Source organism: Bacillus sp. AC266, assembly GCF_979253805.1.
Genome location: NZ_CEEDEC010000005.1, coordinates 127083 through 142390 on the forward strand (window position 1 = coordinate 127083; position 15308 = coordinate 142390).

The following is a 15308-nucleotide window of genomic DNA, read 5'->3' on the forward strand; positions in this document are numbered from 1 at the left end:
ATTCTTATGAGTAAAAATATATATAAATACCATCAATAAAAGTTCATGATGAATATTGTATACATGTAAAATTCAACTTGTATAAGCTTAGCTTGATGAACATATACTGCTCCTCCAGCAAAAAAGGCTACCAGCTAGATGTAAAGTTCTACTAGTTGGTAGCCTGTCAAAATTTCTATTAAAGCAATACCGAATCTTTATCACTATCCTGATTCCGTTTCTCTCGCTCTTCTTCTAAACGCTTCATATATACTTCGCCTTCTTTTTCGATAAAATCATTATCCATCTCTTGCTCTTTTTTCGAAGTATATAAAACCATGTAGCCACTCAATACGATCCCAATGATTACAAGATAAATCCACCATGGTAAAGTTTCCACTTTCGTTCATCCCTTTCCTTAGACAAGCCTTATTAGTTTCACTTTATGAGGAAAGAAGTGGATTTATGCTTAAAATTTTATTGTGGATTCTTCGCGAAGAACGCTTGTACATATTCCATAAACTCTATTGGTTCCTGGCGAAACGGTGCGTGGTATCCTTTTTCAATGATATGGAACGTACTATTTGCAAATAGTTCATGATACAGTTCACCATTTTTCCAAGAAACACTCTTATCGTGTTGTCCCCATATAATTAAAGTCGGTACCTTAATTTTATCTGCTTCCATCGCAATGCGGCGCTCTCTCATTTTCGTAAGCTGATCATAATGCTCTTTATCATCGCGACTATTTTTCACTTCATTTTTATTATAATCCGTAATCTCTGTTACAGTTTGTAAGTCTGTCGATAGTGGCGGCACTTCATAACTTTCTTTTTGCTGGAAAGACTCTATCCCTGTAGAATCCGCTAAAACGAGATGCGTTACTGCATCCGGATATAAATACGCTAAATTTAGAGACATCTCTCCGCCCATCGAATGACCAAGTACTGCGAATTGATCGTATCCGAGTTTCTTCATTAACTTATAATATAAATTTACTTGCGCAGGAAACGAATACTGAAAATCAACCGGCTTAGAAGAACGCCCAAACCCTAAAATATCAACCGCAATAATCGTATGATCCTTTACAAGTTCCGGATAAATATCACCAAACCCATCTGAAGAACCACCAAATCCGTGAAGCATAAGTAAAGGTGGTTTCCCCTCACCAATTTGCTTAAAATAAATCGTCTGCCCATCAATCTGCGCCATACTCTCTTTCGTATTCAGCCTCATCATCACAGTATTTTTCACTTCTTCAACCTTCGCAATCGGCTTATCAACGAAGTTACATACTATTAATAAAACAAGAACAATACCGCTAATCATATAAAACTTAAACCGTTTCAAATTCCCCGTCTCCTTTCTCATGTTGCTATTTAAAGGTTTTACATTATTTGGTTGTTTTATGTTCTTTTTTAATTGTAACCACTTTAGTTACAATTATATTAAAAAAATATAACTCATTTCTATTAATGATGGTTATTTTGTAACTATTATAGTTACATATGAAAAGTAAGTCAATTCTTTTCTTTTCTCTACATGGCCTAATAACAAAGAAAAGGACTTCCTGTTGAAGTCCTTTTCTTTGTTATTAGAGTTGGCTTACTCCGCCGTCGCCTTTATTATCTGCTGGTGCTCCGCCTGTATCTCCTATATTAATGTAGTCTGGTCTTGCTGGTGCTCCTCCCGTGTCCCCTATATTAACGTAGTCTGGTCTTGCTGGTGCTCCGCCTGTTTCTCCTATATTTAATGCTTGATTTGTAAATGAACTATTAGCTCCAATTGATAACGCACCTACTAATGCAATCCCCAACATTCCAAAGTGAATCTTTTTCATTATTTTAGCGCCCCTTTTTTTAATAATTTTTTTTGAGCTTTATGACTCATGTAAAAATAATGACTTGCTTTATCGTGATTCTCTTCTTTATAAAACCTTAAGGCTAACATTTCAGCGTATTCCTGTATACATTCCCATAGCTCTTCTTTTTCAAAATAAGAAATACCTTCTAAAACTACTTGCTCTAAGCTTAATGTAGGTGATTTGTCATTTACACTTTTCAAAATCATAAAACGATATTGAAACTCTTCCTTATTTAACTCTTTACAAATATCCAAACCTTTTTCAATCAAATCTACCACCAATTGATATTGTCCTAATTTATAACATTCACGAGCTTCAACAAATAGCGCTTTAAAGAATTTCGGCTGTTTTTTTGTAACTTCGGATGCATGACGAACTGCAAGTTCCGATAAATCTTGACTGGCATACAAAAAGGCTAAATTATGACGCACCATTAAAATATATTTTTCATAATTTACCTTTTGGAAAATATCCATAGCAGCATTAAAGCTTTCTTCCGCGAGTTCGTAATTTTTCAAATCAATACAACACAGACCAAAAGCATTTTCACATAGCGCTATATTTATTTCGCAACCTATATGTTTTTTGAACTCCTCTTTTGCTTTTCTCAAATAATCAATTGCATTAACTTGTTGATACGTCTGATAGTAAAAATTACCCATACGATAATCAAACTCAGCATTCTCTAAAGAGTGCGAAACGTATTTCAGTAGTATATTTGCCTTTTCATAACTTTCCTTCGCATCATTATATTTAGACATTGAAGTACAATATATCCCTTTAAAAAAATGATAATAATATGCTAAAAATCCTTCAGTTGGAACTTCAAAAGATTCTATTCTTTCAAAACTATTTTCTTTTATATTTAACCAATCCGTCAGCATTTTATATCTAAAATCTAATAACGTAAAATACAAAGATATTTCCTGATCCACTTCCAAACCACTAATCTTACTATCAATCTCCTCTTTCATCTCCGTAGCTTTCTCTATGTTTTGCTGCAACATTACACGATACCAATTATCTAAAGAATGTTTCATTTGCTCCTTCGTTACTACATCTGTTCCCATACCTTCGCATCCCCTTTTCTCCAAAATTACAAAATCAGGATATTTATACAATTATTCAAATTGTATATTATCACCCCTTTTCTATGTATTGAAAAATAATTGTCAGAAAATTTATAATTTAAATGAATTATACCAAATATTTCTATTTAAAAAACTTGAGAAACATTTTTCAGAAAATTTTATAGTCCAAATAAAAAAGCAAGCAATTCCAGCAATTCGCTAAAACTACTTGCTCTTCTACTTATTATTTCTATTTTTACTCTTTAATAAATTCCTTCGTACTTCTCACTGTATCAATTGGACGTACTAATTTTTCGATTTCTTCACGTTTTGGCTCTAGGAATGGAGGTAAAGATAATTTTTCTCCAAGTGTTTCGTATGGCTCATCTCCCATAAACCCTGGGCCGTCTGTTGCAAACTCGAATAAAATTTGCGGCGCAACTCTTGCGTATAATGACTCAAAGAAGTGACGATTTACATAACCAGATGAAGGGAGTCCAACTCGACTTAGTCGCTCAATCCACTCTTCTAATACAGCGCGATCCTCTACGCGGAATGCTGCATGATGCACTGTACCAAAACCTTGTTGTGCTTCAGGAAGAACCGTATTATGTTCTACAATGACAGATGCACCGTTTCCACCTTCACCTACTTCAAATAAGTAGAATTCTCCTTCTTGAGCAATCTCTTTAAATAATAGAACTTTTTCTAGTACTTCTTTGAAATAACTGAAATTCGCGATACGGACAAATACAGGTCCTAAGCCAGTAATTGCATATTCTAATGGCACTGGGCCGTCTTGCCAAGGTGTACCTGATTCCACGCCTTTATCAAATTCATCTGATATCAATTGATAGTGTTGATCATCAAAGTCAACGAATGAAAGAGTTTTCTTACCGAATTGCTCTTTAATTTCTGTATGTTCTACTTCAAGACGGTCAAAACGTTTCACCCAATACTCTAGTGCTGCGTCAGTCGGAACGCGGAATGAAGTTTTTGAAATTTCATTTGTACCGTGTACTCCTTTTGGAACACCTGGGAAGTCAAAGAATGTCATATCTGTTCCTGCACTACCTTTATCATCTGCAAAGAATAAATGATACGTTTGAATATCATCTTGGTTTACTGTTTTTTTAACTAAACGCATTCCTAAAACGTGAGTGAAAAATTCATAGTTCTTTTCTGCACTACTTGTAATTGCTGTAACGTGGTGAATTCCTTTTAATTGGTTCATTTTATATTCCTCCAATGGTTTTAAATTTTATATTTTCTCTTCTATTATTTCTCTTCAATAGGTGCTAATTTCGCTTCAATTTCTGCTCGCTGTTCTTCTAAGAACGGCGGTAAATCAAGTTTTTCTCCTAAATGCTCTACATCTCCATCAACTGTAAATCCTGGTCCATCTGTCGCAATTTCAAATAGGATTCCATTTGATTCACGGAAGTATAAGCTTTTAAAGTAGAAACGGTCGATAATGCCTGAAGAATGGAAACCTTTTTGTATCACCTGTTCTTCCCAATAAGCTAGCTCTTCACTGTTTTTCACGCGAATCGCTAAATGGTGAATGCTACCGCGGCCTGGCTTTTCAGTAGGACCATCTAAATATTTCACAACGATTTCTCCGAAGGCTTCTCCTTTAATAGACTGGAAAATCGCTTCTTCGTCGCTTCGGCTAACTTCTTTATAACCAAATATATCTGTTAGTGTACTTGCCAGTTTATCAAGTCTACGCACTGTCATTTCTACAGAACCCATTCCTTGAATTTGATGTTCAGCTGGAACTTCGGATTTCTCCCAAGTTTCCCAGTGCTCCACTTTTTCTCCGTTTGAAACGAGTAGCACGAGACGAAGACCTTCCGCATCCTCAAATTGCAAAGCAGGACGATTTGCATATGTTGTCATTTCACTATGTTTCACATCAAATTTCTCAAATCGTTCTTTCCAGTAATGTAAGCTTTCCTCTGAAGGAACGAGTAATCCGATTCGCGTAATTGCATTCGTACCACGGTACGTTTTTCCTACTAAAGGCATTTCAAAAAATGATAGTTCAGTACCTGGACTTCCTGTTTTATCTCCGTAAAATAAATGATACATGGATGGATCATCTTGGTTTACCGTCATTTTCACACGGCGTAAACCAAGCACGTTTTTATAAAAATGGTTATTCTCACTTCCGTTTTTTGTAACCATTGAAATGTGATGATGCCCTTTAATTTCATACATTGATAATTCCTCCGTTTCATTTTACTAGTCAAGTGATAACTAAAAAATAATATGCTTCTTAGCTTTTTAATTTATTCTCATTATATTTTTGTAAATTCATCTTAGTTTTTACTGAATAAGTTACTTTGCTTTTTAATCGAAAGCAAGTGAGTGTATGTTTTTCATATGACTCAATCGCTTTCGTTACTATCACTTTACAACTCAAGTGATTAAAAAGCAAGTGATTTATCTCAAATTCGAGATATTTTTTTATTGCATAACATTTTGAACTGGAGAATGGTTTGGTAAATATTAAAAACATTAGTGGAGAAAAGAAACTTCAATATTATCGAAAACTGTAATGTCGAGAATAGCAGGATAACTTTTTCCTTCTTCAATTTTATATGAACAAACAGTGGAGAATCCCGTAAACACTACACCGTTAATATTTATTGTAACTTCCTCTTCGATTAACTTATTGGCTTTTTCTACATACACCATATATTTCATGTTTCTTCCTCCCTTTCCTAATTGAAATTATGAGATAAAAAATGTAAACATATAAAATAAAACTTGTCTAACAGAAAATGAAGCCAATTTATATGTGAAATAAAGTTAGTAAAATAAAAGAGCATCCCCAAACGGAAATGCCCTTTTATTTCAGGTTTAAATTACACCCATTTCTTTTAACATATCAATTAAACTAGTATAGAAGTATTCACATGCTTCTGTCTCAGAATTAAATATCTTAATATTACTCTTTATTACTCGCTTACTATAACATTTTACATTCTTTTCGAAGATATTTAATGAATTCACACTTGGTAAATTTACATCTCCTCGAACCATTTTACCTTGTTGTCTTTAGATTTTCGTATTCTCATCAAACTTCTTTACCAGTTAAATTATCAACAAATCTTATTTTTCCATTTTCAGAAACTAATTGTAAATCACTACCTATTGGTAGTTCGTATATTCCCAGAATGGCCGGTTCAATATTTGCTACAGTATTAAAATCACATACTACTAAATTATCAGGATTATTAATATAATCATCATCATCAATTTCTGAAAAGAATCTCCAACCATTATCTACCGCATCTATTGATTGCTCTCTCAATATCCATTTCAATTTTCCTGTTTCATTTATTATATTTTTTGAAACAATACAGGCCCCAGCTTTTTCAATAAATTCAATAGGCTCTTTTTTATTCATATTTTTCCATCCTTTCAATTAAACTTGCTCCATATGGGAATTTTCTAGCGTATTCAATAGCTGAAAATCCTGTACTATCTTTAGAAGTTAAATCTAAGTTTGGTTGAGAAAACCACAAATTATATAACTTTTCTAATACTTCATCCAATTTCTTTTCTATTTGCGATTTTTCTTCTTTTGAAAGAAACGAATCAATTTCTCTATTACACCATCTCGAACTTGATCATAAGACCATTTTTGCACCTGTATTTTTTCTCTTATAGCTTTTAATTCTTCTATATTTTCCTTCGAGTATCTCGGATATCCTTCCTGACTTCGCTCTGTTTGACCATACTTTAAGCAAATCGAGAGTCACCCCTAAATGATCCGCAATAATTTTCGGTGTATACATTTCCGATTTTAGTTCCAATTTTCATTTCACCCCTGTTCTCAAACATAAATCTTCATAAAACACCCTATATGTCTTCTATACATCTAGATAAAACAAAAAGAGCATATCCCTTTCGGAATTGCCCTCTCAACTTAAAAAATAATATCAATTTCCTTTTAAAATTTGATCAATCTCTTTCTCATTTTCACTTATTAAATCATAAAATCCTACATGAATATCTTCTTCATACAGCCAACATAAATCAGTACCATAAGGAGCATCAAAAATTTCTAACATAACTGGAGCTATTTCTAATATAGAGCTTGCTCCTAATACTTGAAAATTACTAGAATCATTTACATATTCATCATCATCTTCCGAAGAATAAATAGTCCACCCATTTAATTGAGGAATTTCTGATTTTTCCCTAAATGTATAACGTATTGATTTTCCAGCTACAACATTTTTAGAAACAATAAAGCCCCCGTAATCAGAATTATTTACTTTCATATTAACACTCCTCAATAATAGTTAATAAATCATTTCTCCAAGAATACTCTTTAGCATAATCTACACATGATTTTCCAGATTGATCTTTCAAATTATAGTTTGAACCATTTTTAATAAGTAATTTATACATGTCTTTATTGTCTTCTGTAGACAATTTATTTATCGTAATAGCATACTTCAAAGGAATAGCATTATATTTATCCAAAGCATTTATATTAATTTCATTATCAATAAGTAATCTTGTTATCTCTAATTCATATTCTATTGTTGGGCGTAAAACACAAAAATAAAACATATGCAATGCATTCCTTTTATCTTTAGCTGTAGTGTAATTAATATCAATACCCTCTTCTAGTAAAAATTTTATAATTTTAAGTTTTTCACTAGAATTTTTATTATTAGTCATAGCCATGCACAATAAATTAATATCTAAATCACTATCAATTTGATTAATATCACCATCATAAAATTTTTTGAAATCTTCAAAAGTTCCTTCTCTAACTGCATCAAAAACATTTAATATTTTCATTCCATCATCTTCCTAACTACTCATATTTATGACTTCTATTTACAGAGGGCTTTTCTAATCTGAAATTATCCGAATTAAACTGAAATTCTTTTAACTCTTTAAGAGTAATCTCACGATTTTTATATTTCTCAAACATATTCTTATAAGTATTTCCTTCTGTATGACCAAAATCTACTTTATTTTTTCGTGCCTGTCCAGGTTTCCAGTCAAGTACCTCACTAGTATTAGGATCCCGTAAAATCCCATCTGGGTCTATCTGTTTATCAAAAACATCTATACATAAATTATTATGTATAGATTCTAATGCGATTCTGGTATTACTTGCACGATTAGCAACTTCTTCTAGCATTTCAGGTGTCACTGTGATTTGAACCATTTCTTTCCTCCCTTTCCCCAATTAAAATTATGAGATAAAAAGAAAAAATGTAAATACAGAAACTTTAGATTAGTATAATAATGTGTATATAAAATAAAAGAGCACCCCCAAACGGAAATGCCCTTTTATTTCAGTTTTAAATTACACCCATTCCTTTTAACATCTCAATTAAACTAGTATAGAAATATTCACATGCTTCTGTCTCAGAATTAAATGTCTTAAGGTTACTCTTTGTTCCTCGCTCACTATAATATACTTTCCATACTCCATTCTGTTCATTAAAACAATACGATTCGTTTGGTAATCCACCCTTTAAACTATATAAATCCTTTGGCACCTCTTCTTGTAATAATTTCTGTTCTAACTCATTTTTTCGCATTTTTAGAACCTACCCTTTTCAATGCTTCTTCTTCAATTATTTCATTTTAACTATTTCATTTTTAATAAAGAAAACAGCCCCACTAAGCTTTTAACACTTAATGAGGCCATTCTATTCACAATCTTAATTATGGAAAGTTGGCTTATAGAACGAACGGTTATCAAGCGCAAAGACACGCTCAGTGTATTCACCTGGTTTTGTACGTCCTAATGCGCGGTCCATCATGTTCATTTTTGCATCTAAGTTATCGATGTAGTGCAGAATTTCTGCTTCTTTTACTAATGGTGGTTTTGGACTACCCCATTCTGCTTTTCCGTGATGGGAAAGGACGATGTGCTGAAGGATTAATACTTCCTCTGCATCGATTTGTAGTTCGTCTGCTGCTTTACCAATTTCGTTCACCATGATAGAAATGTGGCCTAGTAAATTTCCTTCTAACGTATACGTCGTAGAAATTGGTCCAGATAGCTCAAATACTTTACCAAGATCGTGTAAAATAACGCCCGCATATAGTAAGTCTTTATCTAACGATGGGTACAGAGCCGAGATAGCTTTCGCTAAATCTAACATTGATACAACATGGTAAGCTAGTCCAGATACGAACTCGTGATGGTTCTTTGTCGCTGCTGGATATTCTAAAAATTCGTTTTGATGCTTATTTAACAAATGTCTTGTTAGACGCTGTATGTTCGGGTTTCTCATTTCAAATATGTATTGCGTAATTTTCTCAACCATATCTTCTTTTTTTATTGGAGCTTTTTCTACAAAGTCTGAGATGTCTGTTACTTCATTCTCATTCGCAACACGAATTTGTTTCACACGTAATTGAATACGTCCTTTATAGTTTAGAATATCTCCAGCTACTTTAACGATTGTTTCCGCTACATATTGTTTCTCAACTTCTGGCGATACGTCCCATAGCTTTGCTTCAATATCTCCACTTGGATCTTGTAAGATTACTGTTAAAAACGGCTTGCCATTGCTTGCGAGACCTTTTGTCGCTGTTTTAATTAACAAGAAAACATCGACTTGTTCACCAACTTCATATTCTACAATTTTCTTTTTCATTCGAATTCCTCCACCAAATCAGTTACTTTTAGTATAGCATACTACAACTCATTTTCTTTAACGCTTACGCACTAATTTTATAATCTGTTTTTCTGTAAAATACGTTAGTAAATGCGCATGGCATGTAAAGAAGATAACTTGTCTATCTTTCGCAATTTCTTTTATAAGTTCAATCGTTCGATTCGTCCTTACCGCGTCAAAATGTACGAAGCTATCATCAATAATAAATGGATAATCATGCTCAAACGTTTTCGCTAGTGCAAATCGTAACGATAAATATAACTGCTCCGCTGTCGCTTGGCTTAGTTCATGACTGTAAAAACGCATACCATCGTTACGTTCGACAATGAAAGGTTCCGCTTCTGACGGTGAGAATATTTTACTATATCTTCCGCCTGTTAAATACACGAAATACTCTTCAGATTTTTGTAAAATGCGTGGTAAATGCACTTCATGATAATATTGCTTCGTTTTCGTTAACACCGTCTTTGCGGCCGCATACGCAGCCCACTTCTTCACTTGTTCACGCACTTGTGATTTTTTCATTTCCCACTCATGTAGTAAATCACCATACGTACTGCCTTCTTCTAAATTCGCAATTTCTATTCGATGCTTCGCAATACGCTCTGTCAGTTCTTTCTCTTGCGCCAGACAGTTTTGCGCGGCTGTAATTTCTTGCTTTAATTTTTCATCATAACCGTCAGCCTCATAATGCTCAGCTAATGACAAACTCGTTAAGCGCTGTTCTAACAAATCAATTTGAGGTAATAAACGCCCCACTTGCTTATCCGCGTCTTCACGTTTCTCTGCCAATTTTCCTGCTTCTAAAAACATCTCTTCATCTGTAGATTCTGCGATATGCCATAACCCATCGCGCTCTACTAGTAGTTGTTTTAATTGCTCTTGCATGAACTCATATTCTTCTTGCCATTCCACCAGCTTCTCTTTCAGCTGCTTACAAGTTTGGCGCTTCTCTTTTTCATTTTGCATACGACTTTGCGCCTCATGCAAATTGCTATACTCCGTGCTACCGATAACAGTTTCTAGTTTATGCTCAAAGTGCGAAATCATTTCATACAATGAAGATTTCCGCTTACTTTGCTTCTCTAAATCACGATATAATTGTTGCATTTTTTCAATACGCTCAAACGCCGGCAATATGTGCGCATACGTATAAAATTCTGGGAACATATAACGCGTTTTATACGCATCTACTTGTTCTCCTATTTGGAACGTTTCTCTCTCCCATTCCTCATAAGATGAAACGACTTTATCATACGCTCGCTCCATTTGCTGCAACTTATACGACTCACGCTCAAATAGCTTACGAATCTCTTCATCTTTTTCTAACTGATAACGAACAGACATCGCTTCTTCACTTTGTCGTCCGCCAGCACTTTGCTGAAGAGTAAGAAGCTCTTCTTGTAATCCACCCGAAGGATCTTTATATAAAACGAGTGCTAAAACAATCCCTACAAAAACAATCACACTAATAAATAACAGCACGCGGTTATCTATAAATAGACTCGTGAATAAAACAAGCGTGTTAATAAGAAGTAACAGAAGACAAATTCTTTGCCACTGTTTTTTCTTTTGCATAGCCGCCCCTGCTTTTTCCTCATACTTGCGCTTCATTCTCTCTGCGCCCATTCCTAAAAATGCCGCATCCTGAAATGATTTTTCTTTCTCAACTAACGTATTTCTTTCTTCATCAGCTAACATTTGCTGACTTATTTGTCTTATATTTTCTTCTTGCTCTTCTAATTGCTCCTGAGCCGTTTTGAAACGTTCATCAAGCTGCGTTTTTTGCGTTTCTAACTCTCTCGCTTTTTGCACCGTTTGTGTAATTAATTCTTTCGTCGCTAAACTTATATCCAATGAAAGAACAGTCTCTTGTTCAAAAGTAGCGCCAATTTGTTGCTGTAGTTCTGCGATTTCTTCTTTTATATTCGCAATACTTCCCGTCATATCACGCATTTCTTGGCGTGCATTTTCATAAGACATATGCTGCATACGAAGTTCTTCTACGTAACTTTCTTTTTGTAAAAATGCTTCATCTATTTCTGTGGAATCAATTTCTGATTGCACTGTTTCTATCTTTTTTTGAAGTGAATCTACTTGTACTTGCAGCGGTTCTATCTTTGCCTTTACCGCCTCATAGCGCGCCATTCCGTTTACAGGAAACTGCCCGTTCTCGCTTTTCAACACTTTCTCGTGCGCACTCTTTTCAATAACGAGAGGCTCAAGCGCCGCTAATATTTCATAATCTTGCTTTCGTCTTTCGGCTGACTCTTTTTCCGCACGAACAGAAGCAAGTTTCTCTTCACTTTCTTTTAACTGCTCGACCTGTTTTTCATACGTGCCAATCTTCCCTTGCCACTCTTTCATCTTTTCCTCAATTTTCTTCATCTCTTGCAGTGACACGTTAATTTCAGGATTACGACCACTCGGCTTAAAGCGCTGATTCATTTCTTTTTCTAATTTTTTATCTAACTGCAATAACGCATCACTTCCGACTGCGCTGGCCGAAAATAAATAATTGCCGATATCCGCTTCTCCGAGCTGATGAATATTTTGAAGACCATGCATATCAAATGAAAAAACAGAATCAAATAAGCTTTCATTCACACCGCTTAATATATCGTTTAAAATATCTTCGCTGCCAGTTTTCCCGTCCTCAAAATAAACGGTCACTTCACCAACTGCCGTCTTTGGCAATCGTTCAATTTTCAAACGGCCGTACTTTTCTGTTTGAACAGTGACCGCTCCGCCATACTTCCCGCCTTCTTTCGGTTCATAACAGCGCTGTCCTCTCGTCGGAAAACCGAATAAAATACTTTTCATAAACGAGCGAATTGTCGATTTTCCCGCTTCATTTTCACCGTACAACACCGTCAGCATTGACAGATCCATTTCCACATTTTCTAGTTTTCCATAGCCATAAATATGGAGTTTTTCAATTCTCATTTTTTATCCCTCTCTTGCTGGAATAATTGCTCTAAAATAATATTTTCCGCTTCCTTTTGAATCTCTTTCTTCTCTTCTTCCGTAAAAGCTTCAATGCTATTACGTGCTACAGGAGATGTCCAAATGGTGCGCAATACTCCGTCCATATTTGTGAAAGCTTCTAACTCTTTCAGCACACTACCGACGAAATGATTTTCTTCTTTCAAACGTTCAATTTCCGCAAAAGAAACCGTCTCATTTTTCCACTTCATCGCATACACAAAGTCTTTTCGCTCTTCGCCAGCTGCTAAAATATGAAAAATCTCTTCCACGCGCTTGTCTTCACGCAAATAAGGAGAAAGTGGCCCCTGCCCTGTAAATACGACAGTTAAAAGCGTGCCTTCCTCTTCTCTTCTGCATTCATTCATCGCACTTGACGCGCTCGTCATAAGATCATCAACAGTTTCAAGTCCATCGATACTAACTTCAATCTCATCCCACACAACATCCGCCGTATGGAAAAATGAACAATGCGTTCCTTGTTTCGTAAGTTCAATAAGGTACGCACCTTTCTCCCCTGTTTCCTTACGATGACGACCTTGTATATTACCCGGATAAATAATGTACGGCTCTTCTGCTAAAATTTCACGTTTATGTATATGGCCAAGAGCCCAATAATCAAACTGCTTTTCCTTCAGCTCACGAATTTGAAACGGTGCATAACGATTATGCTCTGCATCCCCTTCCACACTTCCGTGAAGCATTCCAATATGGAAAGGCGCATCACTCATTTTCGTATACTGCGCTGTCATATTATCCGTTACCGCTTGCTGCAAATAACTAAACCCGTAAATAGAAGCTACAAGCTCACCATTTTTATAAAATGACTTCTCTTCCACATAAGGCTCCGTAAACACGTGAACATTTTCCGGAAACTCAATCGCTGCCCAGCTTCCCCCTAAATGATCGTGGTTACCGTGAATAATAAAAACGGGAATATCGTACTGCGAAAGTCTCTTCATTTGCTCACGCACAAACACTTGCGCTCTCAAACTTCTCGTCTCCGCATCATACAAATCCCCGGCTAGTAATACGAAATCAACGCGCTCTTGAATCGCTTTATCAACAATACGCTCGAACGATTCAAACGTACTTTGCTTCATTCTCTCCCAAACAGACTGTGGTACATTCATTTCCATCCCTTTAAACGGACTATCCAAATGCAAATCAGCCGCATGTATAAACTTCACTTGTTTCACAAATAACGATCCTTTCCTTTTCCGTACTTTACTACGAATAGTAAATCTAGTGCTCATAAAACTTTCCTTTTATTTTACCACGCAATGTCATATATTTCTTTGCATATTCTATTGATTTATGCCAAAATAGTTATAAGATTCTGATTTTAATTATTGGAGGGAATTTTCATGGGAGTATACGTTCTAACAGTCTTTGAAAAAGATGGTTCAAAAGCATTAGACGAATCATTCGAGGCAGCAACTGAAAAAGAAGCGAAAGCAAAAGGTGAATCTATTTTACAAGAAAAAGGATTGTACGAAAAAACACATCGCTGCACATCTTCTGCAGGTAAGCTCGTTTTATTCCAGCGCTAAAAAAAGAAGCGTCATCCGCTTCTTTTTCACTCTACTATATCTTCGTCACACCACGTAAACACCACATCTAGAATGCGATTACCGATACGTACGCGTTTATTCCATTTACCTGTTTGGATCTGATGTTGCAATTCCGCTTTCATCTTTTCCGTCCAGTCGTGAATCGTGTCACTACGGTCGTACGGATATACGCCTGGAAACTCTTCCTGCAGAAGATGCAAGCTCTCTGCATCAAAATGAAAATGGAAGAAGTAGTTTGCTGTAAGCGATGGTTCTTGCAATCGTAAAAAATGATCATCAACTTGCTTTCTATTTCTATAGAAAGTAAAGATATTCACTTTACCGCTCGTAATTTGGTCAATTTGAATTTCGTGCTTCTCTATAATCACGTCTTGCCCACCTCGTTATATACTACCCTTAGTATATATGTCTTTTGCAACAAAGTTAACCATTTTCGCGCGAAATTCATTTCCTTCATTATATTACCCGTACCTCCAAGTACAATCAGGACAAATAAACAAAGTTGAAGGGGAGCGATCACATGTATTTCGGAAGCAAAGGTTGGTATGTAAAAGAACTTAAAAAATTAGGGATTCGTACTTACGAAGGTAAAAAACTAGAATCTTATCGTACACATATTTTATCTAGTTTACTTGAGAGAATGAAGAAAGCTTCGGCTTAATAGATGTAGGAAGCGACTACGGTTGCTTCCTTTTTATTTACTAAATAAAAAGGAAATCATCATACCTTAACTTTACCGTTATACTTCCTTGATAGAAACCGCCCATTATCAACTGAATCTCTATTACCGAATACTCTTCCAGATAATCATTTGTATATATTTTAAATTCTCCATACTTATTAACCGGTCCGCTTCCAACATACATATCGCCACTCGTTATGACAATTGTTGAATGAGGTTCTGCACGGCCCAATACACAATTATCACCATATTCCACAGAATCTATCGTTATTTTTTGATGCATATTATTAACTGAACCTATACAGTTCTTATTACACAAATTAACATCTCTTTCTTCAGCCCTCGATAGCGCTCGATTCCTACTAGTCTTTTCTGAAGAGAAAGCAACATTCCCCAGCCAACTAAACCTATCAAATGTAGTAATAGGTAGAAACATCTACGTTAACTCCCCCATTCTTCCAATACTTCCATCTCATTTTTTAT

Annotated in this window: 19 protein-coding genes and 3 pseudogenes; 2 read left to right on the forward strand and 20 right to left on the reverse strand. The window is 35.2% G+C overall.

All coding sequences use genetic code 11. From position 1 onward, the window contains the following. Nucleotides 1-178: 178 nt before the first annotated feature. The 18 genes and pseudogenes from AC0IXC_RS20575 to AC0IXC_RS20660 form a co-directional block, all read right to left on the reverse strand. Complete coding sequence (locus tag AC0IXC_RS20575; protein WP_002087191.1) at nucleotides 179-379, reverse strand: sporulation YhaL family protein; 201 nt, start codon at nucleotides 377-379, stop codon at nucleotides 179-181. 77 nt (nucleotides 380-456) lie between these two features. Next, nucleotides 457-1329, reverse strand: a complete 873-nt coding sequence (locus tag AC0IXC_RS20580; protein WP_215590866.1) for an alpha/beta fold hydrolase — start codon at nucleotides 1327-1329, stop codon at nucleotides 457-459. A gap of 244 nt (nucleotides 1330-1573) precedes the next feature. Then, entirely contained in the window at nucleotides 1574-1819 is a 246-nt protein-coding gene (locus AC0IXC_RS20585; protein WP_033727719.1) for a Phr family secreted Rap phosphatase inhibitor, read from the reverse strand. Continuing rightward, on the reverse strand, nucleotides 1819-2913 hold the full coding sequence (locus AC0IXC_RS20590; RefSeq protein ID WP_215590865.1) for a response regulator aspartate phosphatase: 1095 nt from the start codon (nucleotides 2911-2913) through the stop codon (nucleotides 1819-1821). Before AC0IXC_RS20590 ends, AC0IXC_RS20585 begins: the two co-directional genes overlap by 1 nt. Nucleotides 2914-3169: 256 nt before the next feature. Next, the gene (locus AC0IXC_RS20595; RefSeq protein WP_201051403.1) at nucleotides 3170-4147 is read right to left on the reverse strand and encodes a ring-cleaving dioxygenase; all 978 of its coding nucleotides are present in this window, start codon (nucleotides 4145-4147) and stop codon (nucleotides 3170-3172) included. A gap of 44 nt (nucleotides 4148-4191) precedes the next feature. Beyond that, nucleotides 4192-5136: a ring-cleaving dioxygenase gene (locus tag AC0IXC_RS20600; RefSeq protein ID WP_012260498.1), complete on the reverse strand. Its 945-nt coding sequence runs from the start codon at nucleotides 5134-5136 to the stop codon at nucleotides 4192-4194. A gap of 300 nt (nucleotides 5137-5436) precedes the next feature. Next, nucleotides 5437-5625, reverse strand: coding sequence for a hypothetical protein (locus tag AC0IXC_RS20605; protein WP_215591332.1), 189 nt, complete (start codon nucleotides 5623-5625; stop codon nucleotides 5437-5439). A gap of 373 nt (nucleotides 5626-5998) precedes the next feature. Then, nucleotides 5999-6331 (reverse strand): DUF2185 domain-containing protein, encoded by a 333-nt coding sequence (locus AC0IXC_RS20610; protein WP_012260495.1) that lies wholly within the window; start codon nucleotides 6329-6331, stop codon nucleotides 5999-6001. Then, nucleotides 6324-6479 carry a hypothetical protein gene (locus tag AC0IXC_RS20615; protein ID WP_012260494.1) on the reverse strand — a complete coding sequence of 52 codons (156 nt, stop codon included), beginning with the start codon at nucleotides 6477-6479 and terminating at the stop codon, nucleotides 6324-6326. Before AC0IXC_RS20615 ends, AC0IXC_RS20610 begins: the two co-directional genes overlap by 8 nt. Continuing rightward, nucleotides 6462-6740 (reverse strand): annotated as a pseudogene (locus tag AC0IXC_RS20620) (MerR family transcriptional regulator); the annotation flags it as partial. The pseudogene AC0IXC_RS20620 and the gene AC0IXC_RS20615, both read right to left, overlap by 18 nt. 126 nt (nucleotides 6741-6866) lie before the next feature. Then, nucleotides 6867-7211 carry a DUF2185 domain-containing protein gene (locus tag AC0IXC_RS20625; protein WP_012260493.1) on the reverse strand — a complete coding sequence of 115 codons (345 nt, stop codon included), beginning with the start codon at nucleotides 7209-7211 and terminating at the stop codon, nucleotides 6867-6869. Nucleotide 7212: 1 nt separating this feature from the next. Continuing rightward, a complete protein-coding gene (locus tag AC0IXC_RS20630; protein WP_012260492.1) occupies nucleotides 7213-7740 on the reverse strand; it encodes an ankyrin repeat domain-containing protein in 528 nt (175 codons plus the stop codon). 16 nt (nucleotides 7741-7756) lie between these two features. Continuing rightward, nucleotides 7757-8035 carry a GH-E family nuclease gene (locus tag AC0IXC_RS20635; protein ID WP_326998434.1) on the reverse strand — a complete coding sequence of 93 codons (279 nt, stop codon included), beginning with the start codon at nucleotides 8033-8035 and terminating at the stop codon, nucleotides 7757-7759. Continuing rightward, a pseudogene (locus tag AC0IXC_RS20640) lies at nucleotides 8009-8116 on the reverse strand (WXG100 family type VII secretion target); the annotation flags it as partial. The pseudogene AC0IXC_RS20640 and the gene AC0IXC_RS20635, both read right to left, overlap by 27 nt. Before the next feature lie 136 nt (nucleotides 8117-8252). Further along, on the reverse strand, nucleotides 8253-8495 hold the full coding sequence (locus tag AC0IXC_RS20645; RefSeq protein WP_215590863.1) for a hypothetical protein: 243 nt from the start codon (nucleotides 8493-8495) through the stop codon (nucleotides 8253-8255). 123 nt (nucleotides 8496-8618) lie between these two features. After that, the gene (yhaM, locus tag AC0IXC_RS20650) at nucleotides 8619-9563 is read right to left on the reverse strand and encodes a 3'-5' exoribonuclease YhaM (protein ID WP_002011096.1); all 945 of its coding nucleotides are present in this window, start codon (nucleotides 9561-9563) and stop codon (nucleotides 8619-8621) included. Between the two features lie 41 nt (nucleotides 9564-9604). Then, nucleotides 9605-12530, reverse strand: a pseudogene (locus tag AC0IXC_RS20655) (ATP-binding protein). Beyond that, nucleotides 12527-13768, reverse strand: a complete 1242-nt coding sequence (locus tag AC0IXC_RS20660) for a metallophosphoesterase family protein (RefSeq protein WP_341087650.1) — start codon at nucleotides 13766-13768, stop codon at nucleotides 12527-12529. The pseudogene AC0IXC_RS20655 and the gene AC0IXC_RS20660 overlap by 4 nt, the downstream one beginning before the upstream one ends. Before the next feature lie 168 nt (nucleotides 13769-13936). Here AC0IXC_RS20660 and AC0IXC_RS20665 point away from each other — a divergent pair, with 168 nt between their 5' ends. Further along, nucleotides 13937-14122 (forward strand): YhzD family protein, encoded by a 186-nt coding sequence (locus AC0IXC_RS20665; RefSeq protein ID WP_000539551.1) that lies wholly within the window; start codon nucleotides 13937-13939, stop codon nucleotides 14120-14122. Between the two features lie 26 nt (nucleotides 14123-14148). Here AC0IXC_RS20665 and AC0IXC_RS20670 read toward each other — a convergent pair whose 3' ends face one another. Beyond that, entirely contained in the window at nucleotides 14149-14511 is a 363-nt protein-coding gene (locus AC0IXC_RS20670; RefSeq protein ID WP_002064091.1) for a hypothetical protein, read from the reverse strand. A 152-nt stretch (nucleotides 14512-14663) separates the two neighbouring features. On the opposite strand from AC0IXC_RS20670, the gene AC0IXC_RS20675 reads away from it, so the two are divergent. Next, complete coding sequence (locus AC0IXC_RS20675) at nucleotides 14664-14804, forward strand: YflJ family protein (RefSeq protein ID WP_000273535.1); 141 nt, start codon at nucleotides 14664-14666, stop codon at nucleotides 14802-14804. 40 nt (nucleotides 14805-14844) lie between these two features. Here the strand turns inward: AC0IXC_RS20675 and AC0IXC_RS20680 are convergent, their stop codons facing one another. After that, nucleotides 14845-15261 (reverse strand): hypothetical protein, encoded by a 417-nt coding sequence (locus AC0IXC_RS20680; RefSeq protein WP_002140696.1) that lies wholly within the window; start codon nucleotides 15259-15261, stop codon nucleotides 14845-14847. Nucleotides 15262-15308 lie beyond the last annotated feature (47 nt).